Consider the following 22,599-nt stretch of genomic DNA (forward strand, 5'->3'; position numbering starts at 1 on the left):
CGAGCGGTATTGCCGTTTGCCTCCCCAAGGAGGGCTTCGATGAACACAGCGTCGCCGACCACGGTCGAACAGACAGGCACCCCCGGCTCCCCCGAAACCGAGGACAAACCGATCCACATCCTCTGGATCAACGCCGGACTCAGCTGTGACGGCGACTCGGTCGCCCTCACGGCCGCCATGCAGCCCAGCATCGAGGAGATCGCTCTCGGGGCCCTGCCCGGCCTGCCCAAGATCGCCGTGCACTGGCCGCTGATCGACTTCGAGTGCGGGCCGGTGGACGGGGCGGACACGTTCATCGAGTGGTTCTTCAAGGGTGAGCGCGGCGAGATCGACCCGTTCGTCCTGGTGATCGAGGGGTCCATTCCCAACGAGGCGATCAAGCAGGAGGGGTACTGGTGCGGTTTCGGCGACAACCCGGACACCGGCCAGCCCATCACCACCAGCGAGTGGATCGACCGCCTGGCCCCCAAGGCCCTCGCCGTGGTGGCGATCGGCACCTGCGCGACGTACGGCGGCATCCACGCCATGGCCGGGAATCCCACCGGCGCCATGGGCGTGCCCGACTACCTGGGCTGGGACTGGAAGTCGCAGGCGGGCATCCCCATCGTGTGCGTACCGGGCTGCCCCATCCAGCCGGACAACTTCGCCGAGACCCTGACCTACCTGCTCTACCAGGCGGCGGGGTCGGCGCCGATGATCCCGCTCGACGACAAGCTCCGTCCCACCTGGCTGTTCGGCGCCACGGTCCACGAGGGCTGCGACCGGGCCGGCTACTACGAGCAGGGCCAGTTCGCGATGGAGTACGACTCGCCCCAGTGCCTGGTGAAGCTCGGCTGCTGGGGCCCCGTCGTCAAGTGCAACGTGCCCAAGCGCGGCTGGATGAACGGCATCGGCGGCTGCCCGAACGTGGGCGGCATCTGCATCGCGTGCACCATGCCCGGCTTCCCCGACAAGTTCATGCCGTTCATGGACGAACCTCCTGGCGGAAAGTTCTCCAGCACCGCCAGCGGAGCCTACGGCGCGGTGATCCGGCGCCTGCGGACGATCACGGCCCGGACCGTGGACAAGGAACCCAAGTGGCGGCACACGGGCCGGGAGATCACCACCGGCTACCGGCCCCCGTGGTGACCGCGCCCGGCACGGCATCCGCTGCGCCCCCCTGCCCCCTCCCCCGCTCACAGCACTGACCGAAGGGCATCACAGACACAATGGCGACCTCGACGACGTCCGGTGACGGAACCGGCCTGGTGGAGATGGCGTGGGACCCGATCACACGGATCGTGGGCAGCCTCGGCATCCACACGAAGATCGACTTCAAGCAGAAGCGGGTCGCCGAGTGCTACAGCACCTCGTCGGTCTTCCGCGGCTACAGCGTCTTCATGCGGGGCAAGGACCCGCGCGACGCCCACTTCATCACCAGTCGCATCTGCGGCATCTGCGGCGACAACCACGCCACGTGCTCGGTGTACGCGCAGAACATGGCGTACGGAGTGAAGCCGCCGCACCTCGCCGAGTGGATCATCAACTGCGGCGAGTCCGCCGAGTTCATGTTCGACCACAACATCTTCCAGGAGAATCTGGTAGGGGTCGACTACTGCGAGAAGATGGTCCGCGAGACCAATCCGGGGGTGCTCGAACTCGCCGAGCGCACCGAGGCACCGCACGCCGGCGAGCACGGCTACCGCACCATCGCCGACATCATGCGCTCGCTCAATCCTCTCGAGGGCGAGTTCTACCGCGAGGCGCTCCAGGTCAGCCGGTACACGCGGGAGATGTTCTGCCTGATGGAGGGCCGCCATGTGCACCCCTCCACGCTCTACCCGGGCGGCGTCGGCACCATCGGCTCCGTGCAGCTGTTCACGGACTACATGTCCCGGCTCATGCGGTACGTGGAGTTCATGAAGCGGGTCGTGCCGCTGCACGACGATCTGTTCGACTTCTTCTACGAGGCACTGCCCGGCTACGAGGAGGTCGGCCGCCGGCGCGTGCTGCTCGGCTGCTGGGGGGCGTTCAACGACCCCGAGTACTGCGACTTCAGCTACGCCAACATGACGGACTGGGGCCGGCGGATGCTCGTCACCCCCGGTGTGATCGTGGACGGCAAGCTGGTCACCAACGACCTCACCGAGATCAACCTGGGCATCCGGATCCTGCTCGGCAGCTCCTACTACGAGGACTGGGCGGGCCAGGAGCAGTTCGTCACCCACGACCCGCTCGGCAACCCGGTCGATCCGCGGCACCCGTGGAACCAGCACACCATCCCGGCCCCGCAGAAGCGGAACTTCGACGACAAGTACAGCTGGGTGATGTCACCGCGCTGGTTCGACGGCAAGGACCACCTGCCGCTGGACACGGGTGGCGGCCCCCTCGCCCGCCTGTGGTCGACCGCGCTGTCCGGACTCGTCGACGTCGGGTACGTGAAGTCCACCGGTCACAGTGTCGTGATCAACCTGCCGCGCACGCTCACCAAGCCGGAGACCACCTTCGAGTGGAAGATCCCCCGCTGGAGCAACGCCCTGGAGCGCAACCGCGCCCGCACCTACTTCCAGGCGTACGCCGCCGCCGTCGCGCTGCACTCCGCGGAGATGGGCCTCGCGGAGGTGCGCGCCGGACGCACCCAGACCTGGGAGAAGTTCGAGGTGCCGGACGAAGCCATCGGTGTCGGTTTCACCGAGGCGGTACGCGGTGTCCTGTCGCACCACATGGTGATCCGCGACGGCAAGATCGCCAACTACCACCCGTACCCGCCGACGCCCTGGAACGCCTCCACCCGCGACACCTACGGGACGCCCGGACCGTACGAGGACGCCGTGCAGAACACGCCCATCTTCGAGGAGAACCCGCCGGAGAGCTTCAAGGGCATCGACATCATGCGCGCCGTGCGCAGCTTCGACCCGTGTCTGCCCTGCGGTGTGCACATGTACGTCGGTGACGGCAGGACCGTGAAGTCCATGCACGTCCCCACCGGCCTGAGCGGTCTGGCCGGATGAGCGGCGGCACGAGCACGGGCGTCGCGCCCGACGCGCGCCCCTCGTCCGAGGTGTCCGGCGCGCCGAACGCGGAGACGGCCGGCCGGCTGGTGGAGGAGGTCCTCGACCGGCTGGCGGACTCCGGCGACCGCGCGGCGTGCGAGGCCGCCGAGGAACTCGTACGGGTCCTCATGGAGTTCTACGGGGCCGGGCTCGCCCGCGCGGTCGAGCTGATCGGACGCCACCCCGACGCCACGGCGCGTGACACCCTCGCCGCCCTGCTCGGCGACGAACTCGTCGCGGGCCTGCTGGTCCTGCACGGGCTGCACCCGGACGACGTGTCCCGCCGCGTCGACCGCGCCCTGGACGGCCTGCCCCACCCGGTCGAGACCGTCGGCTTCGACGCCACGACCGGCGTGCTGCGCCTGCGGCTCACCGGGTCGGCGGGCTGCGGCTGCGCCGGCACCCGGGACGGCATCGAGCAGGCCGCGCGGGACGCCCTCGCCTGCTTCGCGCCCGAGGTGACGGCGGTGGAACTCCAGGAGGCCCCCCGGGAGCCCGCCCTCCTCCAGATCGGCGCCGGCCCGCCGCGCGCCGTCGACGGCGGCCGGTCACCGGCCACCGCGCCGTGAGCGCGCCCGGAGCCGGGACGGCCCGGGAGGGCTCGCGCCGGCCGGACACGGCGGCCCGTCCGGGCGCGCCCGACGCGAGCACGGCAGCGCACCCGGGCATGCCCGGGCATGACACCGCGGCTCCCGCCGGCTCACCCGACGCGAGCACCGCGGCCCACCCGGGTATGCGCACGGTCGGCGCCGCCCACCCCGGCATGCCCGCGCTCGGGCCGGCGCGCGCGGGACGGGATCCCCGACCGCGGGGGTTGCGCCGCTTCGTGGCCCCGCCCCCTCCCCGCGAGGAGCGGTGCGAGCTGTGCGCCGTGCCTCTGGCCGGTGAGCGTCACCGGCACCTCGTCGACACCGAGAAGCGGGCGCTGGCGTGCGCCTGCGGCCCCTGCGCCCAGTTGCTGGACGGCTCCGGCGGGGTGGGGGGCCGCTTCCGCGCGGTCCCCGGCCGCTACCTGAGCGACCCCGGTCACGGCATCGACGAACAGGCCTGGGAACACCTGCGCATCCCCGTCGGCGTCGCGTTCTTCTTCCGCAACTCGGCGCTCGACCGGCTCGTCGCGCTCTATCCGAGCCCGGCCGGGGCGACCGAGAGCGAACTGGACCCGGCGTCCTGGCAGACCGTCCTGGCCGGCTCACCACTGGCGGGGCTGCTCGAACCCGACGTGGAGGCACTGCTGCTGCGGCGCCACGAGGGCATGGTCGAGTGCTTCCTGGTGCCCGTCGACATCTGTTACGAACTGGTGGGCCGGATGCGCCTGCGGTGGCAGGGCTTCGACGGTGGCGCGGAGGCCCGCGCCGACCTGGACGCCTTCTTCGCCCACGTACGCGACCGTGCCCGTGACGTCCGAGGGAGCGGGTCGTGACCGACTTCGCCTTCACCTGCACCGGGGTGCGCGCCGACCCGTACGCGGCGGGCCCCACCCTGGTGTTCCGGCTGCGCATCACCGCCTCCGACCAGGCCCGCGTGCACGCGCTTGCCCTGCGCTGCCAGATCCGCATCGAGCCCGTCCGGCGCGGCTACGGCGACGCCGAGGCCGCGCGGCTGACCGACCTGTTCGGGGAGCGGTCCCGTTGGGGCAGCACCCTCAATCCGGTGCAGTTCGCCCAGGTCCCGGTGATGGTTCCCGGCTTCACCGGTGAGGTCGAGACCGACCTGGTGGTGCCGTGCACCTACGACATGGACATCGCGTCCACCCGGTACTTCCACGCCCTGGAGGAAGGGGAGGTGCCGCTGCTGATGCTGTTCTCCGGCACCGCGTTCACCGGCGAGCGCGGCTTCCGCGTGGAACCCGTCCCCTGGGACAAGGAGGCCGTCTTCCGCATGCCGGTGAAGACCTGGCAGGAGATGGTCGACCAGCACTTCCCGGGCTCCGGCTGGATCCGGCTGCCCAGGGACACCATGGACGCGCTGCTCGCCCACCGGTCGCGGCACGCCCTGCCCTCCTGGGAGGCGACCGTCGAGGCGCTCCTGAACGCGGCCGGGGAGAGGACCCGATGACGGCCACGACGACGTTCACCCCCGAGACCGAGACCCGGCTCGCCGTCGCGCGCCAGGTGGCCGACGCCGTGCTCTTCGAGGGGTACGTGCTCTACCCGTACCGCGCGTCGGCCGCCAAGAACCGTCTGCGCTGGCAGTTCGGGGTGCTCGTGCCACCGGCCTGGACGGCGAGGGCCGAGGAGCACGACTTCCAGCACACCGAACTGCTGATGGAACCCAAACGGGGGGCCACGCTCGCCGTCGAGGTGCGCTTCCTGCACACGCAGCGGCGCACCGTGCAACGGCTGTGCCCGGACGGCACCTTGGAGACGGTGCGCGAACTGCGCCTGGACGACCAGGTGATCGTCCCGTGGGACGAGGGCCATGAACAGGCCGTCCGGCTCACCGTTCCCGTGGAGTCCCTGGCGGGCGAGGGCATCGTCGTCCCGTTCACCCGCCCCGCGGCCGAGGAGACCGAACCGGTCCCGGACTCCACCGGGCAGGTGGTGGGCCGGCTCGTGCGCCGCCGCGAGGAGGTCACCGGTGCGCTGCGGTTGTCGACGAGCGAGCTGGAAGGCCCGTACCGCACGTACCGGCTGAGCCTGGTCGTGGAGAACACCAGCGGTTGGACACCGGGCGGCGACGCGGACCGCGACGCCGCCCTGCCCCGGTCCCTGGTCGCCGCGCACGCCCTGCTGTGCCTGGACTCGGGACGGTTCCTGTCGATGACGGACCCGCCGGAGTGGGCGCGGGGAGCCACCGCCGCGTGCCGCAACCTGCACACCTGGCCGGTGCTGGCCGGGGAGCCGGGCCGGGACGACCTGGTGCTCTCCTCGCCGATCATCCTGGAGGACCACCCGGCGATCGCGCCCGAGAGCCCCGGCGCGCTGTACGACGCGACGGAGATCGACGAGATCCTCGCGCTGCGCACCGCCGCCCTCACCGACGAGGAGAAGCGCGAGGCCCGGGGTACGGACGCGCGGGCGGCGGCCGTCATCGAGCTGGCCGACTCCATGCCACCGGAGGTCCTGGAGCGCCTGCACGGCGCCGTACGGGGCCTGCGCGAGGTGACCGCCCCGGCCGTCCCGGCGTCCGTCGCCGTACCGTCCGACCCCTTCCGGGAGGGCGGGGTCACGCGGCCGGACACCCCCTGGTGGGACCCGGGCGCGGACGCGTCCGTGGACCCGGCCACCGACCACGTCCACGTCGGCGGACGGCCGGTACGGGCCGGCAGCCGCGTCGTGCTGCGCCCCCGGCTGCGCCACACCGATGCCCAGGACCTGTTCCTCGACGGCCGGCTCGCCCTGGTGGAAGCGGTCCTGCACGACGTGGACGGCGGCGTGCACATCGCGGTCACCGTCGATGACGACCCGGGTGCCGACATCCGCCGTGAGCAGGGCCGTTTCCTCTACTTCCAGCCCGACGAGCTCGACGTCCCGGAGGAGGCGTGATGGCGCCCTCACGGTCCGGCCCGCGCACACTGGTGGCCGGGGCGGGCAACATCTTCCTCGGCGACGACGGCTTCGGCGTCGAGGCGGCTCGCGTGCTGGCCCGTCAGGACCTGCCGGCCGGTGTCGAAGTCGCCGACATCGGCATCCGCGGCGTCCACCTGGCCTACCAGCTCCTCGACGGGTACGACACGCTCGTCCTCCTGGACGCCACGGCACGGGGCGGTGAGCCGGGCACGCTGTACGTGATCGACGCCGCCGGGCCGGGCTCGCGGCAGCCGGCCGAGGGCGTCCCCCTCGACGGCCACCGCATGTCCCCCGACGCCGTCCTGGCGCTGCTGGACGGCCTGTGCGCGGGTACCGGCGCGAAACCGCCGGGACGCACCCTGGTCGTGGGCTGCGAGCCCGCCACCGTCGAGGAGGGCATCGGGCTCAGCCCACCCGTGGCCGCCGCCGTGCCGGAGGCCGTGCGCCTGGTGACGGAACTGGTGACGCAGCCGCTGCGCGACGAAGCCGTCGTCCGAGACTGACCCACCCGCACGACACCCCCACACCGACCTTCACGGAGAGCACCATGAACAAGCGCCTCATCGGCGGTGCGGCCGCCGCCACCGCCGCCGCCGCCGCGCTCGCGGCCATCGTCGCGAACGTCCTGCCCGACGTCCGGCGCTACCTGCGCATCCGCCGGATGTGACCCGCCGGCCCTCGCCGGTGCCGTCCCAGGGGGACCGAACGGCCTACGCAGCCGTGTGACCCCGGCGCGCCGGTCGGCGCGCCGCCGGGCCCCGGCCGTGTAATGGCGCCGGAGAACATCCCCGGGCCCGGACGGAGACCGATGCACGAGATGTCCGTCGCCCTGTCCGTGGTGGACCAGGTCGAGCAGGCGGCACGGGCCCGCGGCGCGCTGGGCGTCCAGCATGTGCACCTCGACATCGGCGAGCTGGCCGGAGTGGTCTCCGATTCGCTCCGCTTCTGCTTCGGGCTCGCCTGTGCCGGGACCCTCCTGGAGGGCTCCGAACTCGTCACCCGCTCCGTCCCCGGCAGTGCGCGGTGCGCGCCGTGCGGGCGGACCTGGGACACCGGGATGCCCCCGGACATGCTCTGCCCGGACTGCCGCGCGGCCGCCACCGAACTGGTGGCGGGCCGCGAACTGCGCATCACCGAAGTGCGCTGGGCCGCGGACACCGCCGCTCCCGGCTCCCCGGCGCAACCCGCAACCATCCTCGAGGAGAGCTGACGATGTGCCGTGTGGTCGACCTCCAGCAGGCGGTGCTCGCCAAGAACACGATGGCGGCCGGCATCCTGCGCAGTGAACTGACGGCCAGGGGCACGACCGTGGTGAACCTCCTGTCCAGCCCCGGCAGCGGCAAGACGGCCCTGCTGGAGCGGGAGCTGACGATCGCCCGGGAACGCGCCGTCCCGGCGGCCGCCCTGACGGCGGACCTCGCGACGGAGAACGACGCGGTACGCCTGAGCCGTTCCGGGGTGCCGGTCAAACAGGTGCTCACCGACGGGCTGTGCCATCTGGAGGCGGACATGCTCGCCGGGCACCTGCACAACTGGCTTCCGGAGGACACCCGTCTGCTGTTCGTGGAGAACGTGGGCAACCTCGTGTGCCCGGCGTCGTACGACCTCGGCGAGACGCTGCGCGTCGTCCTCGCCTCGGTCACCGAGGGCGAGGACAAGCCGCTGAAGTACCCCACCGCGTTCGGCCTCGCGCACCTGGTGATCGTCACCAAGGCCGACCTCGCCGGGCCGGCCGAGTTCGACGAGGCCGCCTTCCGGGCCCATGTGCAGCAGGTCAACCCCGGCGTGGAGGTCGTCCTCAGCTCCGTACGGAGCGGGCAGGGCGCGGGTCTGCTGGTCGAGCGGGCCCTGGCGGCGGCCGAGGGGGCAGAGGTGCACGCGCCGGTGATGGCACAGGCCCGGGCGTGAACGCGACGCCCGAGGTGGCCGCGCCACGACAGGTGGTGGCCGCGCCGCCGGTGCGGCGCGTACGGGCCGTCGTGCGCGGGGTGGTGCAGGGGGTGGGCTTCCGGCCGTACCTGTACGGCCTGGCGTCGGAGCTGCGGCTCGCCGGCCATGTCACCAACACCGGCGAGGGTGTGGTCGTGGAGGTCGAGGGCGAGGCGGCGCTCGTCGACCGGTTCTGCGCGCGCATCGCGCCCGAGGCCCCGCCGCTGGCCGTCGTGGAGTCCGTGGACACCACCGACGTGCCGCCCACCGGCGGCAGCGGTTTCGGCATCGTCCCCTCCCGTACGTCCGGTCCCGTGCGCACGCTGGTCGCACCCGACACCGCCACCTGCGACGACTGCCTGGCCGAACTCACCGATCCCGCGGACCGCCGCCACCGCCACCCCTTCATCACCTGCACGCACTGCGGGCCGCGGTTCACCATCGTCACCGGCCTGCCGTACGACCGCGAGCACACCACGATGGCGGGGTTCCCGCTGTGCCCCGCCTGCGACCGCGAGTACCACGATCCCGCCGACCGGCGCTTCCACGCACAGCCCGTGGCGTGCCCCGCGTGCGGCCCGCGCCTGCGGCTCGTCACGGCCGCCCCGCACCCGCGGCCGGAGGGCGAGGACCCCGTCGACGGGGCGCGGGCGCTGCTCGCCGCGGGGGCGATCGTCGCCGTCAAGGGCATCGGCGGGTACCACCTGGCGTGTGACGCCACCGACGGCCGGGCGGTCGGTGAGCTGCGCCGCCGCAAGGCACGCGGGGGCAAACCCTTCGCGCTGATGGCCCGGGACGTGGCCGACGTGGCGCACCTCGTGCACATCGGCCCCGTCGAGCGGGAGCTGCTCACCGGCCGTGTCCGCCCCGTCGTGCTGCTGCGGCGGCGCACCGGCGCCACGGACGCGCCGGGGGCCGTGGTGCCGGCCGACGCGGTCGCGCCCGGCAGTCCCGACCTCGGGGTGATGCTGCCGTACACACCGGTGCACCATCTGCTGCTCGGCCCGGGCGGACCCCGGCTGCTGGTGATGACCAGCGGCAACCTCTCCGGCGAACCCATCGTCACCGACGACGACGCGGCCCTGGAACGGCTGGCCGGTCTGGCCGACGCCTGGCTCACGCACGACCGGCCCATCCATGTGCCGTGCGACGACTCGGTGGTGCGCGTCTGCGACGGCGAGCCGCTGGTGCTGCGCCGTTCCCGGGGCTACGCCCCGCTGCCGCTCGCCCTGCCCGTACCGGTGGTTCCCTCCCTCGCGGTCGGCGGCGACGTGAAGAACGTCTTCTGCCTCGCCGAGGGCGACAAGGCGTGGCTGTCCGCCCATGTCGGGGACATGGACGACCTCGCCACCCAACGCGCGTTCAGCCGCGCGGAACGGCAGTTGGAGTCCGTCACGGGCGTACGCCCCGAGCTGCTCGTCACCGACACGCACCCCGCGTACCGCTCGGGCGCCTGGGCACGGCGGCACGCCGCGGGGCGCCCCGTGGCCCGGGTCCAGCACCATCACGCGCACGTCGCCGCCGTCATGGCCGAACACGGCCTGGCCGAGGGCGACCGGGTGATCGGGGTGGCGTTCGACGGCACGGGCCACGGGGACGACGGGGCGGTGTGGGGCGGGGAGTTCCTGCTCGCGGGCTACGAGGGCTACCACCGGTTCGCGCACCTGGCCTACGTACCGCTGCCCGGGGGTGACGCGGCCGTCCGGCGGCCCTACCGCATGGCGCTGGCGCACCTGTGGGCGGCGGGCATCGCGCCGGACGCGAACCTGCCGTGCGCCGACGCCTGCCCTCCGGAGGTCCGGGTGGTGCTGGGACAGCAGTTGGAGCGGGGGCTGAACTGTGTGCCCACGTCCAGCATGGGGCGGCTCTTCGACGCGGTGTCTTCCCTGGCGGGCGTCTGTCACCTCGCCGAGTACGAGGCCCGGGCCGCGATCGAGCTGGAGGCCGCCGCGGTCGCCGCGGGGAGCGAGGACGAGGACCCGCGTTACGTCTTCCGTCTGACCGGGCGGGGCCCGGCCGGTGCGTCTCCGGTGACCGCCGATCCGGCGCCGTTGCTGGCGGCGGTCGTCGAGGACGTACGTCGGGGTGTGCCCGCCCCGGTCGTCGCTGCGCGGTTCCACCTGGCTGTCGCCCGGATGGTACGGACGGTCTGTGTACTGGCCCGTGAGGCGACCGGACTGGAGACAGCCGCGCTGACCGGTGGGGTCTTCTCCAACGTGCTGCTGTCGTCCGCCTGCGCACGCGGTCTGCGCGCGGACGGTTTCACCGTGCTGCGCCACCGGAGTGTCCCGCCGAACGACGGGGGGCTGGCCCTCGGTCAGCTCGTGGTGGCCGCCCGTGCCACGGCCCGCGCGGAACCGACGGCCACGGACAGGGCCACGGACAGGGCCACGGCCATGGATTCCGTGGCGCGAGAGTGAGGAGACACATATGTGCCTGGCGGTACCAGGGAAGGTACTGGGGGTCGAGGAACGGAACGGCACACGCATGGCCAGCGTCGACTTCGGCGGTGTGGTCAAGGAGGTGTGCCTGGAGTACCTGCCGGACCTTCAGGTCGGCGAGTACGCGATCGTCCACGTCGGTTTCGCCCTGCAACGGCTGGACGAGGAGTCGGCCCGCCGGACGCTGGAGCTGTTCGAGAACCTCGGCATGCTCCAGGAGGAGTTCGGCGACCCGTGGGAGCAGGCCGCCGCGGAGGCGGGCGGGGACGGACTCGGGCCGGACGGCGCCGCCGCGGCCGGGGAGGTGCTGCGGTGAAGTACATCGACGAGTTCCAGAACCCGGAGCTTGCGGCGCGGCTGCTCGACGAGATCAGGGCCACCGTGACCAGGCCCTGGGCGCTGATGGAGGTGTGCGGCGGCCAGACGCACACCATCATCCGCCACGGCATCGACCAACTCCTCCCCCAGGAGGTGGAGTTGATCCACGGCCCGGGCTGTCCGGTGTGCGTGACCCCGCTGGAGGTGATCGACAAGGCGTTGGAGATCGCCTCCCGCCCCGAGGTGATCTTCTGCTCCTTCGGCGACATGCTGCGAGTGCCGGGCACCGGCCGTGACCTGTTCCAGGTACGCGGGGAGGGCGGCGACGTCCGGGTGGTGTACTCGCCGCTGGACGCCCTGCGGATCGCGGAGGAGAACCCGGATCGTGAGGTCGTCTTCTTCGGCATCGGCTTCGAGACCACCGCGCCGCCCAACGCGATGGCCGTCCACCAGGCGCGCAAGCGCGGCATCGGCAACTTCAGCCTGCTGGTGTCGCACGTCCGGGTCCCGCCCGCGATCGAGGCGATCATGCAGTCGCCCGACTGCCGTGTCCAGGGCTTCCTCGCGGCCGGTCACGTGTGCAGCGTGATGGGGACGGAGGAGTACCCCGGTCTCGCCGAGCGGTTCGGGGTGCCCATCGTGGTCACCGGTTTCGAGCCGCTCGACATCCTCGAAGGCGTACGGCGCACCGTGCGCCAGCTGGAGCGGGGCGAGCACACGGTGGAGAACGCCTACGAGCGGGCCGTCCGGCCGGAGGGCAACCCCGTCGCGCGCGCCATGCTGGACGACGTGTTCGAGGTGACCGACCGGGCCTGGCGCGGAATCGGCGTCATCCCCGCCAGTGGCTGGCGGCTGTCCCCGCGCTACCGGGACCACGACGCCGAGCACCGCTTCCAGGTGGGTGACATCACCACCCGTGAGCCGGCCGAGTGCCGCAGCGGAGAGGTGCTGCAAGGACTGCTGAAGCCGCACGAGTGCGAGGCGTTCGGCACCACGTGCACGCCGCGAACCCCGCTCGGGGCCACCATGGTCTCCAGCGAGGGCGCGTGCGCCGCCTACTACCTGTACCGGCGGCTCGACCTGCCGGCCCGCGCGGTGCCGGTCACGGCCCCGGCGACCACCCCCCGCACCCTGGAGGGCAGCCCCGTTGTCTGACACGTACACAGGGCCGGACGTCCTGTCCTGGACCTGTCCCGCCCCGCTGCGGGACCGGCCGCGGGTGGTGATGGGCCACGGTGGAGGCGGCGCGATGTCCGCCGAGCTGGTGGAGCAGGTCTTCCTGCCCGCCCTGGCGGGCCCGGCGCCCGGTGGGCTGACCGACTCGGCCACCGTCGAGCTCGGCGGGGCGCGGCTCGCGTTCTCCACCGACTCGTTCGTGGTACGGCCCTTGTTCTTCCCCGGTGGCAGCATCGGGGACCTCGCCGTCAACGGCACGGTCAACGATCTCGCGATGAGCGGGGCCCGGGCCGCCTACCTGTCGTGCGGCGTCATCCTGGAGGAGGGCGTCGAGATCGCCACGGTGGGCCGGGTGGCCGAGGCGCTGGGCGCCGCCGCCCGCACCGCCGGTGTGCGGGTGGTGACGGGCGACACCAAGGTCGTGGAGGCCGGTCACGGCGACGGCGTCTACATCAACACCTCGGGCATCGGGCTGGTCCCGCCCGGTGTCGACCTGCGTCCGGAGCGGGTCGTGCCGGGCGACGTGGTCATCGTCAGCGGGGCGATCGGGCTCCACGGGGTGGCCATCCTGAGCGAGCGCGAGAACCTCGGCTTCGAAGCGGAGATCGAGAGCGACTGCGCGGCGCTCGGCGGCCTGGTCGAGTCGATGCTCGCCGTCACCCCGGATCTCCATGTGCTGCGCGACCCCACCCGAGGGGGCCTGGCCGCGTCGCTCAACGAGATCGCGGCGGCCTCGGGCACCGGGGTCGTCGTCCAGGAGCGTGCCGTCCCGGTCCCCGCGCCGGTGGCCGGCGCCTGCGCGATCCTGGGCCTGGATCCGATGTACGTGGCCAACGAGGGCAAGCTGGTGGCGTTCGTGCCGCGGGAGCACGCCGACGCGGTCCTCGCCGCGATGCGGGCGCACCCCTTGGGCGCCGAGGCGGCGGTCATCGGTGAGGCGGTGGCCGAGCACCCGGGCATGGTGGTGGCCCGCACCGGCCTGGGCGGGACGCGGGTGGTGGACATGCCGCTCGGGGAGCAGCTCCCCCGGATCTGCTGACCGGTGCCCGCCGTCGGGCCCGCCGCCACCGGTGCCTCCCGGACCGGCGGGCCCGGCTCCCGCCGGATGCGCGCGCCCGTGGGCTCAGGCGGTCGGGCCCCGCCTGCCGGGGCGGGTGTCCAGGGTCCAGGTGTGGGTGCAGCCGGGGCACTGGAGGTGGACCCGCGGGCCCTCGTTGGCTATGAGGTAGCGCCAGTGGTCGGAGCAGTTGCGCCGTTCCGCGCAGGTGACGCAGTCCCGGGCGTCGTCGCACCCCGGACACGGGACCCAGGCGCGGCGGGCCCGGTCCGCCTGCGGGTCAATGGGAAGCCGCATCGCCCGCGTCCCGTCCGGGCAGCACGCCGGCCTCGACCAGCATGGCGTACGTCCGCTCCTGCTCGGCGTCCAGACCCGAGTACAGCAGGCGGTGCGCCTCGTCCTCCGCGCGGAGCACGGCCGGGGGGTCCCAGTCGTCACCGAGGGCGGCCACCACCGCGGCGCGCCGGCGGGACTCCTCCAGGGTGAGGTCGAGCGAGAAGGCCACGGAGTCGTGGCCGGGGCTGTCGTTCATGCGCGGAGCACTTTCCTACGGGGATGTCACTGGTCCCAGCCACCTGTACCAGCGGGGGTCTCCGTGCCGGAAGGCATTGTGACGGACCTCATCCGGGGCGGAGCCGGGCGGCGGGCGGCCGGGATGCCGTCCGTCGGCCGTTCCGCGGGCGGGCACCACGGCGCAGACCCACGCCCGGAACTGAGGCGCCCCACATACGTCTCTGACCTGTGCGTTTCAGCGTTTCGCGGCACGAGCACGTCCCCGTCGACCGCCAAGAAGTCGGGCGCCGCGCCATGCGGACCGTGACCGGCAAGGTCATCGAGGCGGACTGGACGCCGTGGGGCGAGGGTTCGCTGGGCAAGGTCCACCCTTCGGGGCCGCGGCGCCGACCGATGCGGGCGACGAGGTGATCATATAGATCAAGGAGAAGGACTCCACGTGACCGGCCGGCGCCCTGTTGCGCCTTGTCCGCCCAGCACTTCACGCTGCCTCGGCGAGCGCGTCGATGATGCCGTGCGTGCGGGCGGCGGTCAGGTCGTGGGTGGACCCGATCAGCGCTGGTGAGGCCCACAAAAGCCGTCCGGTGCGAACGCGAACCGCATGCCGGACCGCGCCGCATGACGGCGCGAGGACCCCGCCGGATGCCGGAGTCCTCGCGGTCGCGTGCCGTGTCAGTGGCTGCCGGCGAGTTCGCCGGTAAGCCTGCCGTGGAGCTCGGCGCTCCGGTCGTTCAGCCCGGTGATCTCGACGGTCTTGCCGCGCTGGGCGTACTTCGTCTCGACGGCGTCGAGGGCGGCCACCGAGGAGGCGTCCCAAATGTGCGCGGCGGACAGGTCGATGACGACCTTGTCGGGGTCGGTGGCGTAGTCGAACCGGCCGACGAGGTCGTTGGAGGAGGCGAAGAACAGCTCGCCGGTCACGCGGTAGACCACCGTCCGGCCATCCGAGCCGGCCACGGCGGTGACCTCGGCAAGGTGGGCCACACGCTTGGCGAAGACGACCATGGCCGTGACCGAGCCCACGACGACACCGACCGCGAGGTTGTGAGTGGCGACCACGCAGGCGACGGTGATCACCATGATGGCGATCTCCCCGGCGGGCATCCGCTTGAGGGTCTTCGGGGCGACGGAGTGCCAGTCGAAGGTTGCGAACGACACCATGATCATGACGGCGACGAGGGCGGCCATGGGGATGTCGGAGACGACCGGTCCGAAGACGATGCACAGCATCATCAGGAAGGCGCCGGCGAGGAAGGTGGAGAGGCGGGTGCGGGCACCGGAGACCTTCACGTTGATCATCGTCTGTCCGATCATGGCGCAACCACCCATGCCGCCGAAGAAGCCGGTGACGACGTTGGCGATGCCCTGGCCGATGGACTCGCGGGTCTTGTTGGAATGGGTGTCGGTGATCTCGTCGACGAGCTTGGCGGTCATCAGCGACTCCATCAGACCGACCAGCGCCATCGCGAACGCGTACGGGGCAATCGTCGTCAGCGTGTCCAGGGTGAACGGCACGTCCGGCAGCCCGGGGACCGGCAGGGACGACGGCAGGGCGCCCTTGCCGCCGACGGTCGGCACCGCGATGGCCGCGCCGACGGTGATCACGGTCAGGATCACGATGGAGACCAGCGGCGCCGGGATCACGGTGGTGATCCTCGGGAAGAACACCATCAGCGCCAGGCCGCCGACGATCAGCGGGTACACGGCCCAGGGCACGTCGCGCATCTCCGGCACCTGGGCCATGAAGATCAGAATGGCGAGGGCGTTGACGAAGCCGACCATCACCGAACGCGGGATGAACCGCATGAGCCTTGCCACCCCGACCGCACCCAGGACGACCTGGAAGACGCCGGCCAGGATGACGGCGGCGACCAGGTGGCCCAGACCGTGCTCACGGTTCAGCGGAGCGATGACCAGCGCGACGGCGCCGGTAGCGGCGGAGATCATCGCCCGCCGGCCGCCGACGATCGAGATGACGACGGCCATGGTGAAGGAGGCGAACAGGCCGATCGCCGGGTCGACGCCCGCGATGATCGAGAACGAGATCGCCTCGGGGATCAGCGCGAGCGCGACGACCAGGCCCGCGAGGACCTCGGTGCGCCACACCTTCGGGTCGGAGATCCAGTCGGGCTTCAGGCCGCGCAGACGCGCAGCCGGGGACACAGCAGTGGCAGCAGAGAACAAGGGGGAGAGCCTGTCGAACTCGGGCACACTCCTACGGCAGGCCGAGGCGTGCGGGAAGGTCGTGCAGGGGCCGGGCCGGCACCCCGCGGGCGGCACCGTGGAATGCGGAGCCGGAAGTCGAGGACGGACGGGTCGGGACCTGCACAAGAGCGGGGCCCTCACGTCCGGCTGCGAAGCCTCACGGCGGGCAGGCGGCGGCGCCGGGCGTCCTGGGCTCGCGCACGCTTTTCTCCTGCAGGAATCGCATATTCGCCGGGGCGCCATCGGCCCCGACACGGCAACGGTGGGGCAGCGCCACGCCATCCTCACCACCAGCAACTCTACCCTAACGTTAGAGTAGGTATCGGTGGTGCCCACCCGGGGCCGGGAACGCCGACGACGAGCAGAGCCGGAGGATCACGGGCGTGGACAGCAAGCACATGCAGATCGGCGAGGTCGCCGCGCGCACGGAGCTGTCCCTGCGCACCATCCGGCACTACGAGGAGACCGGGCTGGTCGTCCCGTCCGCCCGCTCGCGGGGCGGCTTCCGTCTCTACACCGAAGCCGACGTCGCCCGGCTCATGGTCATCCGCCGCATGAAGCCGCTCGGCTTCACCCTGGACCAGATGCGCGACCTGCTGGAAGCCACCGACCTCCTCGACGCCGACACGGGCGTCGAGGAGCGCGACGCCCTCCTGGAACGCGTACGGACCTACCAGCTGGCCGCCGCCGAGCAAGTGGAGAAGCTGCGGGTCCAACTGGCCCGCGCCGAAGACTTCACCGCCACCCTGGACGCCCGCCTGGAGCGGAACACCCCGGTGGCCCGCGCGCAGGCGGGCGACACCATGATGCGGCCGGGGATCCTCGACGACGAACAGGCCAGGGCGATGCCCCGACCGAGGGAGTGACCGACGATCACGGCGGGACGCGGCACGGCAGGCTCCGGGGCCCGGTCGGCCGGCGCCCGTACCAGGTCGTGCGTCCGTGGCACGGCCGCCACTCCCCGCTCAGCCCCGGCCGGCCCGTCAGATCCAGGACGACCGTGTGCCATTCGCCGGACATTGCGGTGCCAGGCAACAGCACGATGCTCGGACGGGTCAGCGGTGGGAGCGGGCCCGGCCGTGACCACCCTGGTAACGCCCCGCCGGCGTCGTCAGCTCCCGGCGACGCCCCTTTCGGGTCCGCCCTCCAATCCTGGCTCTTCGTCGGCGGGGGCAAGCCAGGGGCGGACGGCGGGACCGGGCACATGCTCCCCTCCGCCATCCGCCCCTGTCGGGTCAGTCGGATATGTCGATCTTCCCGTTGGGCGTCGCGTGCTGCTCGGCTGCGGGCGCAGAGCCGGTGCGCGTGGTGATGCCCTTGAGGAGTTCGGCCACGTCCATGCCCGTGGCGGAGGTGAGCAGTTCCATTCCCTGGGCGACGTTGTCGGTGACCGTGCGCGTCAGCTTGCTCGCGCCGTCGGTGGAAATGACCGTCATCTTGTCGATCGCAGCCAGTGGTTCGGCCGCCTTGCCGACGACCTGCGGCAGGACCTCGACCAGCATCTGGAGTACCGCCGCGTCACCATACTGGGCGAAGGCGTCGGCCTTCTTGCGCATGGCCTCGGCCTCGGCCGATCCCTTCGCGGCGATGGCGGCGGCCTGTGCCTCGCCCTCGATGCGTACGGCGTCGGCGAGCGCCGCCCGGTGGGCCTTCTCGCCCTCACCGGTCAGCCGGGCACGCTGCGCTTCCGCCTCGGCCTCCTTGACCTGCGCGACACGACGCGCCTCGGCCTCCTGCTCGGCCTGGTAGCGGGCCGCGTCGGCCGGCTTGCGGACCCTGGTGTCGAGCTCGCGGTCGGTGAGCGCGGCCTGCCGCTCGGCGACCTTCTCCTGCTGGCTGAGGATCTCCTGCTGGCGGTCCGCTTCGGCGAGCGGGCCGGCAGCAGCGGCCTTCGCCGCGGCCTCGTCGGTCTCGGCCTTGATCTCGGCCTGCTTGAGCGCGAACGTCCGCTGGGCGATCGCGATCTCCTCCTCGGCCTTCAGCCGGGCCTGCTCCGACGCCCGTCGGGCCACCGCCTCAGCAATGTCGGCCTCCTGCTTGGCCCTCGCCGCCTCGGGCCGGCCGAGGTCCTCCAGGTAGGAGCCCTCGGTCGTGATGTCCTGGATCTGGAAGGCGTCCAGGACCAGGCCCTGGCCGGAGAGGCTGGCCTCGGCCTCCTCGGCCACCTGCCCGGCGAACGCCGCCCGGTCGCGGATGATGTCCTCGACGGACATCCGCCCGACGATGGACCGCAGGGCACCGGACAGCACCTCCTGCGTGAAGCCGACGATGCCGTCCTGCTGCATCAGGAACCGCTGGGCGGCCGCCCGGATCGAGTCCTCGCCACCACCGACCTTGACGATGGCGACGCCTTCGAGGTTGGCCTTCACACCGCGCAGAGTGACCGCGCCACGGACGGCGACGGGTATGTGACGGGAGGACAGGTCGAGGGTGAACTTCTGCTGGACGAAGGGCACGACGAAGACCCCGCCGCCGACCACGACCTTCTGGCCGCTGTTGTCGGTGAAGACGCGTCCCGTCTCGGGGTCGGTGGACCTCTTCCCCCGGCGGCCCGTGATGATGAAAGCCTCGCTCGGACCGGCGACCTTGTACCGCGTGATCACGACGAGGGCGAGCAGTACGAGGAGTACGACGACTCCCACCACTGCGACGACGACTGGACTCATGGCGTATATCCCTCCTGCCTTCCCGAGGAGGGCAGATCGATGGGGGTGGTGGTCAAAATGGAGGACGAACGGGCAGGTCAGCGCTCGACGAGACGTACGCGAACCGAAGTGGGCGACAACGTCTCCTCGACCCACACCTCGGCACCGCGCTGCACGGGATCGTCCGACCTGGCGGCGAACTTCACCGGCTGGCCGGCCACCTGGAGCAGCACCTCTCCGTAGCCGTCCGCCGGGATGGCCGTGACGACGGAACCGGCGATGCCGATGAGGTCGCTGCCACGCGGGGCGGCTGCGTTCCGGTCCCTCATGAGGCTCCCGCTCAGTCGCCAGGCCAGCCACCCGGCACCGATGCCGGCCAGCGCCCCGGCCGCGGTGGCCGGGCCCGCACCCAGACCGGTGCTGCCGAGAACGATCGCGCCCGTGAAGCCCAGCATCGAGACGAATCCCGCCATGACCGGCAGCGACAGCCACCCATCGAAGAGCCCGCCCAAGGCCCCGTCGAAGAAACCTTCCAGCACTCCGTCCAGGACGAGCGCGGCAGCGAGCAGCACGATCCCCGCTATGCCGAGACCGAGAAACAAGCCCATGTCCGCACCTCCCTACCGCGGGTGGTCCCCGAGGTGACCAGATGATCCCATCCGCCCACGCCTGCGTGCACTGCCAGGCACCGGCAGCTTTGACGCCTCATCAATGCCGACCTTGTGCGCCGTGGCCGCTCGTCGCCTCGCCGTCGGTTCAGCGATCACCGTCACGCACCGCACGGGTTTCCGGCTCATGGTGCCGGCCCAGCAGTTCGGCCAGGCCCTGGCGGGTCGCGGCCAGTACGACGCGGTCGTCGGGCTTGAGGACGTACCCGGGGTGGACGTTCCAGACGAGGCCGGTGGCGTGGTGTCCGCCCTCCGCCGGATGGGGGCTCGCCAGGTCGGGGCGCCGGTCGGCAGGTGCGGTGGTGTCGAGGGCGAGGACGCGCCAGGCACCGGGCCGGAACGCTTCCTCGATCGTACGGCCCTCCAGTTGCCGGTGACCGGCGACCACGAGCGCGGCGAAGACGAGCACCCTGCGCTCGACCGGTATGGCACCGAGAACCTGGCGGCCCATCATCGCTCCGGCGAAGGCGGGTGCCGCGAGGTGGGACACGCTGCGGCTCCGCGTGACCGCGTCCGGGTGGGCGGCGCGCAACGTGCGGTAGACGGCGGTGGCGAAGTCGTCGTCGTACAGCCGCAGGGACACGCGCAGGTCCGCCTTGACCGTGCGGGCGTAGAGCGCGGCCTCCAGGTTCGTGGTGTCGGAGCTGGTCAGGGCGAGCAGGGCGTGCGCCCGGTGGATCTTGGCTGCCTCCAGCACCCCCTCCTGTGTGACGTCGCCGATGACGATCGGCACACGGAGCCGGCGAGCCAGCGCCACCCCCCGCGCCTCGGGGTCCTCCTCGACGCAGACGACCGGGATGTCGAGGCCACGGAGCTGGGCCAGGACGCGGGTGCCGACCTTACCGAGGCCCAGCAGGACGAGGTGTCCGGACAGGCCGCGGGGCGGTCGGCGCAGGGCGGAGGCGCTGCGGAAGGCGCCCAGCGCCTCCAGTGCACCGGCAACGAGAAGGGGCAGCAGGGCGAGCCCCACGAGGCCCGCCAGGAGTTGGAGCACCTGGCGGGAGAGGGGTTCGTCGACCGCCGGGTCGTTGATGGAGAACAGGTCCAGCAGCGTGACGTAGGCGGCATGGAGTGGGTGGTCCCCGGTCGTCAGCCAGGAGGCCACCGCCAGAGCGACCACCGCGAGGCCGAGGCCCGCGACGGCACAGCGCAGGCGGCGGGAGAACAGCTCGGAGAAGCGGATGCCCCGGCGGGCCAGCCGTCTCGCCGGGACAGGGGGGCCCGTGTGGGTGACGGCTTCGAGCACTACGGTGCCCCGCCCGGTGGCGGAGGCCACCATGCACGGGTCGGGCAGCAGCTGCGGCCCGCCGGCACCGCTGCTGTCCGAGCCCTCTTCGCCCGCCGGGTCGGTCGTGGTGGCGGAGAGCAGGGCGAGAGTGCACAGGCTTGGATCGGCGACCTCACCGAGGCCGGGCGGGGTACGCTCCCTGGCGCGCAGCAGCAGCCCGTCGGCATGGACGACCTTGCTGGTGCCGGCCACCGCGCTGGCGGCAAGCGCGGGCGCCGCGGTGTCGGCGTCCGACAAGACGGTCGTGGATGCGTCGAGGACGGCGGGGTCCATGCCCGGCCGAGCGACCAGGGCTGCCTGGTCGAGGAGCTGCTCCAGGTGTTGGCCCAGCTTGCGGTTGTACAGCCGGACCACGAGCCGAAGGCCGGGGTTGAGGCGCCGGGCGGCGAGCGCTCCCCGGATGTTCGTCTCATCGTCGTCGTACACGAGCGCCAGCGCGGCCGCCCGGGTCACGCCCGCCGAGACCAGCGCCGTCTCTGCGGGCTCGTCGGCTTCGACAACGGCCGGGTCCGCCGCCGCGGCCAGCCCGGCGGGTGTCCCGGTCATGGCGGCCGACATGCGCCCGAGGAAGACCGACGCCCGCCCCTGAACCGGTGCGGCCAGACCTGGACCAGCTGCGGAAGCACCATCGGGGCACACCAGTGTGACGTGCTCTCTGTAGACGTCGCGGAGTTCTGTGGCCAGCCGATGGGCCAAGGCGTCGTCGCCACAGACGATCATGTGTCCGGCGACGTTCGCGGAGGAACGCTGAGTGGGAAGTGAAGGCACCTGAGCAGAGTGCCCGACCGCCTCCATGGGACAGCGAAGTTCGGCCAGAAGGCGACGCCATCCACGCACAATGCGCGTCACCGACGGAGAAGTTCTGCCGCGGTGAAGAGCGCGGCGGCCAGCGGCAGCGCCCACCAGACGAATGCCCCGCCCGTCACAGCCCGGCCGGCTTGGCCCTTGGGGCGCAGGTCGGGGCGCCCGGACAGCACCGTCAGTGTGTCCGCCGCCTGCGTGCCGACGCTGGAGCGGCGAAGCGGACGGCTTGCCCACAACGGCAGGAAGAGGCCGGCCATGGGCGCCGCACCGGGGCCGAAGAACTCGAGGAATCCGTCGCGGCGAAGCTCGACGCGATCTATCACGGACCACGGCACGCATCTCACCGCCCAGAACCTGCGGATGTGCACTCCGTCCAGGTCGGCGGTGATGCGCCACATGCCCAAGCGGCAGCACACCCACGCGGCGAGCACCGAGGTCCACACCGCGAAGAACAACGGGCCGGGCCGCGGGTCGGCCAGGAACCCATTGGCCGGACGATCGGCGAACGCCACGAGCACAGCACACCACCCCGCGGCTGCCACCCCGCCGGTCCATCCCGCGCGCCAGACGAGCGGCCCGGACGGTGCTTCCATCCCGGCCGCCAGTTCCTCGATGCGCAGCCGTCGCTCCCGCCGCTGTCGACGCCGTGCGCCGCGCCGGTCCACAGCCATCACCCTTTCCGGCCGCACAGGGGCGCAGAACCGGGCGACGAGCAGAAGTACCGCTCCGGCACCCAGCAGGGGCGAGCCCGGCCCCGGAAGCACGTACATCACACTCCCGGCAGCAAGAAGAACCCCGCCGGTCGTGGCCAACCACCGACGTGCCACAAGTCCCCGGCGCCCCGTCACGACGCACTTCCCTGCCGACCGGACGTGATGGCCGACCAGAAGGCCATCCACAGCCAATGGGACATTCACTCTCCTTAAGGGCGCGCGGAACCAAGGGGCTGCGGAAGCCGCTGCCCGGCGCCTACGCGATGCCGCGATGGTGACACCGATTCCGTCGCAGGTC

General features: G+C 72.1%; 23 protein-coding genes and 1 pseudogene. 16 read left to right on the forward strand and 8 right to left on the reverse strand.

The window, feature by feature from the left end:
* The first annotated feature begins 39 nt into the window (after positions 1-39).
* From A4V12_RS21010 to hypE, 14 genes are all read left to right on the forward strand, one after another.
* Positions 40-1,128, forward strand: a complete 1,089-nt coding sequence (locus A4V12_RS21010; protein WP_064070871.1) for a hydrogenase expression protein HypE — start codon at positions 40-42, stop codon at positions 1,126-1,128.
* An 80-nt stretch (positions 1,129-1,208) separates the two neighbouring features.
* Positions 1,209-2,990: a nickel-dependent hydrogenase large subunit gene (locus A4V12_RS21015; protein WP_064070872.1), complete on the forward strand. Its 1,782-nt coding sequence runs from the start codon at positions 1,209-1,211 to the stop codon at positions 2,988-2,990.
* A complete protein-coding gene (locus A4V12_RS21020; protein WP_064070873.1) occupies positions 2,987-3,601 on the forward strand; it encodes a hypothetical protein in 615 nt (204 codons plus the stop codon). The genes A4V12_RS21015 and A4V12_RS21020 overlap by 4 nt, the downstream gene beginning before the upstream one ends.
* Positions 3,602-3,795: 194 nt before the next feature.
* On the forward strand, positions 3,796-4,455 hold the full coding sequence (locus tag A4V12_RS21025; protein ID WP_064070989.1) for a DUF5947 family protein: 660 nt from the start codon (positions 3,796-3,798) through the stop codon (positions 4,453-4,455).
* Positions 4,452-5,090 carry a DUF6084 family protein gene (locus A4V12_RS21030; protein WP_064070874.1) on the forward strand — a complete coding sequence of 213 codons (639 nt, stop codon included), beginning with the start codon at positions 4,452-4,454 and terminating at the stop codon, positions 5,088-5,090. Before A4V12_RS21025 ends, A4V12_RS21030 begins: the two co-directional genes overlap by 4 nt.
* Positions 5,087-6,520: a hypothetical protein gene (locus tag A4V12_RS21035; protein WP_064070875.1), complete on the forward strand. Its 1,434-nt coding sequence runs from the start codon at positions 5,087-5,089 to the stop codon at positions 6,518-6,520. Before A4V12_RS21030 ends, A4V12_RS21035 begins: the two co-directional genes overlap by 4 nt.
* A complete protein-coding gene (locus A4V12_RS21040; protein ID WP_199831335.1) occupies positions 6,520-7,047 on the forward strand; it encodes a hydrogenase maturation protease in 528 nt (175 codons plus the stop codon). Before A4V12_RS21035 ends, A4V12_RS21040 begins: the two co-directional genes overlap by 1 nt.
* A gap of 44 nt (positions 7,048-7,091) precedes the next feature.
* Complete coding sequence (locus tag A4V12_RS39995) at positions 7,092-7,211, forward strand: DUF6893 family small protein (RefSeq protein WP_423547134.1); 120 nt, start codon at positions 7,092-7,094, stop codon at positions 7,209-7,211.
* A gap of 141 nt (positions 7,212-7,352) precedes the next feature.
* The gene (locus tag A4V12_RS21045; protein ID WP_064070877.1) at positions 7,353-7,754 is read left to right on the forward strand and encodes a hydrogenase maturation nickel metallochaperone HypA; all 402 of its coding nucleotides are present in this window, start codon (positions 7,353-7,355) and stop codon (positions 7,752-7,754) included.
* Positions 7,755-7,756: 2 nt separating this feature from the next.
* Positions 7,757-8,452 (forward strand): hydrogenase nickel incorporation protein HypB, encoded by a 696-nt coding sequence (hypB, locus tag A4V12_RS21050; protein ID WP_064070878.1) that lies wholly within the window; start codon positions 7,757-7,759, stop codon positions 8,450-8,452.
* Positions 8,449-10,893 carry a carbamoyltransferase HypF gene (gene hypF / locus A4V12_RS21055; protein ID WP_064070879.1) on the forward strand — a complete coding sequence of 815 codons (2,445 nt, stop codon included), beginning with the start codon at positions 8,449-8,451 and terminating at the stop codon, positions 10,891-10,893. The genes hypB and hypF overlap by 4 nt, the downstream gene beginning before the upstream one ends.
* 10 nt (positions 10,894-10,903) lie before the next feature.
* Positions 10,904-11,230 carry a HypC/HybG/HupF family hydrogenase formation chaperone gene (locus A4V12_RS21060; protein WP_064070880.1) on the forward strand — a complete coding sequence of 109 codons (327 nt, stop codon included), beginning with the start codon at positions 10,904-10,906 and terminating at the stop codon, positions 11,228-11,230.
* Positions 11,227-12,387, forward strand: a complete 1,161-nt coding sequence (hypD, locus tag A4V12_RS21065; protein WP_064070881.1) for a hydrogenase formation protein HypD — start codon at positions 11,227-11,229, stop codon at positions 12,385-12,387. Before A4V12_RS21060 ends, hypD begins: the two co-directional genes overlap by 4 nt.
* Positions 12,388-12,457: 70 nt before the next feature.
* Complete coding sequence (gene hypE, locus A4V12_RS21070; RefSeq protein WP_199831343.1) at positions 12,458-13,447, forward strand: hydrogenase expression/formation protein HypE; 990 nt, start codon at positions 12,458-12,460, stop codon at positions 13,445-13,447.
* 84 nt (positions 13,448-13,531) lie between these two features.
* Here the strand turns inward: hypE and A4V12_RS21075 are convergent, their stop codons facing one another.
* Complete coding sequence (locus A4V12_RS21075; RefSeq protein ID WP_064070883.1) at positions 13,532-13,762, reverse strand: hypothetical protein; 231 nt, start codon at positions 13,760-13,762, stop codon at positions 13,532-13,534.
* Entirely contained in the window at positions 13,746-13,997 is a 252-nt protein-coding gene (locus A4V12_RS21080; protein ID WP_064070884.1) for a DUF6400 family protein, read from the reverse strand. Before A4V12_RS21080 ends, A4V12_RS21075 begins: the two co-directional genes overlap by 17 nt.
* 209 nt (positions 13,998-14,206) lie before the next feature.
* On the opposite strand from A4V12_RS21080, the gene A4V12_RS36975 reads away from it, so the two are divergent.
* Entirely contained in the window at positions 14,207-14,389 is a 183-nt protein-coding gene (locus A4V12_RS36975; protein WP_064070885.1) for a hypothetical protein, read from the forward strand.
* A gap of 35 nt (positions 14,390-14,424) precedes the next feature.
* On the opposite strand, the pseudogene A4V12_RS35395 reads toward A4V12_RS36975, so the two are convergent.
* Both A4V12_RS35395 and A4V12_RS21090 read right to left on the reverse strand, forming a co-directional pair.
* Positions 14,425-14,582: pseudogene (locus A4V12_RS35395) on the reverse strand (IS5/IS1182 family transposase); the annotation flags it as partial.
* Positions 14,583-14,650: 68 nt separating this feature from the next.
* Positions 14,651-16,141 (reverse strand): SulP family inorganic anion transporter, encoded by a 1,491-nt coding sequence (locus A4V12_RS21090; protein ID WP_064070886.1) that lies wholly within the window; start codon positions 16,139-16,141, stop codon positions 14,651-14,653.
* Between the two features lie 440 nt (positions 16,142-16,581).
* Between A4V12_RS21090 and A4V12_RS21095 the strand changes: the two genes are divergently transcribed.
* The gene (locus A4V12_RS21095; RefSeq protein ID WP_079137223.1) at positions 16,582-17,049 is read left to right on the forward strand and encodes a MerR family transcriptional regulator; all 468 of its coding nucleotides are present in this window, start codon (positions 16,582-16,584) and stop codon (positions 17,047-17,049) included.
* Between the two features lie 369 nt (positions 17,050-17,418).
* Here A4V12_RS21095 and A4V12_RS21100 read toward each other — a convergent pair whose 3' ends face one another.
* From A4V12_RS21100 to A4V12_RS21115, 4 genes are all read right to left on the reverse strand, one after another.
* Entirely contained in the window at positions 17,419-18,849 is a 1,431-nt protein-coding gene (locus tag A4V12_RS21100) for a flotillin family protein (RefSeq protein ID WP_064070887.1), read from the reverse strand.
* A gap of 77 nt (positions 18,850-18,926) precedes the next feature.
* Entirely contained in the window at positions 18,927-19,436 is a 510-nt protein-coding gene (locus A4V12_RS21105; RefSeq protein WP_064070888.1) for a hypothetical protein, read from the reverse strand.
* 148 nt (positions 19,437-19,584) lie between these two features.
* Positions 19,585-21,504: an NAD-binding protein gene (locus tag A4V12_RS21110; protein ID WP_064070889.1), complete on the reverse strand. Its 1,920-nt coding sequence runs from the start codon at positions 21,502-21,504 to the stop codon at positions 19,585-19,587.
* Positions 21,505-21,629: 125 nt separating this feature from the next.
* Positions 21,630-22,259: a hypothetical protein gene (locus tag A4V12_RS21115; protein ID WP_159028906.1), complete on the reverse strand. Its 630-nt coding sequence runs from the start codon at positions 22,257-22,259 to the stop codon at positions 21,630-21,632.
* Positions 22,260-22,599: the final 340 nt, after the last annotated feature.

This window comes from Streptomyces noursei (assembly GCF_001646665.1).
Classification (GTDB): domain Bacteria; phylum Actinomycetota; class Actinomycetes; order Streptomycetales; family Streptomycetaceae; genus Streptomyces; species Streptomyces lavendulocolor.

Excerpts from the sequence above, each read along its gene's own strand:
- A4V12_RS21010 (WP_064070871.1), top strand. The coding sequence starts at position 40 with ATGAACACAGCGTCGCCGACCACGGTCGAACAGACAGGCACCCCCGGC.
- A4V12_RS21015 (WP_064070872.1), top strand. The coding sequence starts at position 1,209 with ATGGCGACCTCGACGACGTCCGGTGACGGAACCGGCCTGGTGGAGATG.
- A4V12_RS21020 (WP_064070873.1), top strand. The coding sequence starts at position 2,987 with ATGAGCGGCGGCACGAGCACGGGCGTCGCGCCCGACGCGCGCCCCTCG.
- A4V12_RS21025 (WP_064070989.1), top strand. The coding sequence starts at position 3,796 with ATGCCCGCGCTCGGGCCGGCGCGCGCGGGACGGGATCCCCGACCGCGG.
- A4V12_RS21035 (WP_064070875.1), top strand. The coding sequence starts at position 5,087 with ATGACGGCCACGACGACGTTCACCCCCGAGACCGAGACCCGGCTCGCC.
- A4V12_RS21040 (WP_199831335.1), top strand. The coding sequence starts at position 6,520 with ATGGCGCCCTCACGGTCCGGCCCGCGCACACTGGTGGCCGGGGCGGGC.
- A4V12_RS39995 (WP_423547134.1), top strand. The coding sequence starts at position 7,092 with ATGAACAAGCGCCTCATCGGCGGTGCGGCCGCCGCCACCGCCGCCGCC.
- A4V12_RS21045 (WP_064070877.1), top strand. The coding sequence starts at position 7,353 with ATGCACGAGATGTCCGTCGCCCTGTCCGTGGTGGACCAGGTCGAGCAG.
- hypB (WP_064070878.1), top strand. The coding sequence starts at position 7,757 with ATGTGCCGTGTGGTCGACCTCCAGCAGGCGGTGCTCGCCAAGAACACG.
- A4V12_RS21060 (WP_064070880.1), top strand. The coding sequence starts at position 10,904 with ATGTGCCTGGCGGTACCAGGGAAGGTACTGGGGGTCGAGGAACGGAAC.
- hypE (WP_199831343.1), top strand. The coding sequence starts at position 12,458 with ATGGGCCACGGTGGAGGCGGCGCGATGTCCGCCGAGCTGGTGGAGCAG.
- A4V12_RS21075 (WP_064070883.1), bottom strand. The coding sequence starts at position 13,762 with ATGCGGCTTCCCATTGACCCGCAGGCGGACCGGGCCCGCCGCGCCTGG.
- A4V12_RS21080 (WP_064070884.1), bottom strand. The coding sequence starts at position 13,997 with ATGAACGACAGCCCCGGCCACGACTCCGTGGCCTTCTCGCTCGACCTC.
- A4V12_RS21095 (WP_079137223.1), top strand. The coding sequence starts at position 16,582 with ATGCAGATCGGCGAGGTCGCCGCGCGCACGGAGCTGTCCCTGCGCACC.
- A4V12_RS21100 (WP_064070887.1), bottom strand. The coding sequence starts at position 18,849 with ATGAGTCCAGTCGTCGTCGCAGTGGTGGGAGTCGTCGTACTCCTCGTA.
- A4V12_RS21105 (WP_064070888.1), bottom strand. The coding sequence starts at position 19,436 with ATGGGCTTGTTTCTCGGTCTCGGCATAGCGGGGATCGTGCTGCTCGCT.
- A4V12_RS21110 (WP_064070889.1), bottom strand. The coding sequence starts at position 21,504 with ATGATCGTCTGTGGCGACGACGCCTTGGCCCATCGGCTGGCCACAGAA.
- A4V12_RS21115 (WP_159028906.1), bottom strand. The coding sequence starts at position 22,259 with ATGGCTGTGGACCGGCGCGGCGCACGGCGTCGACAGCGGCGGGAGCGA.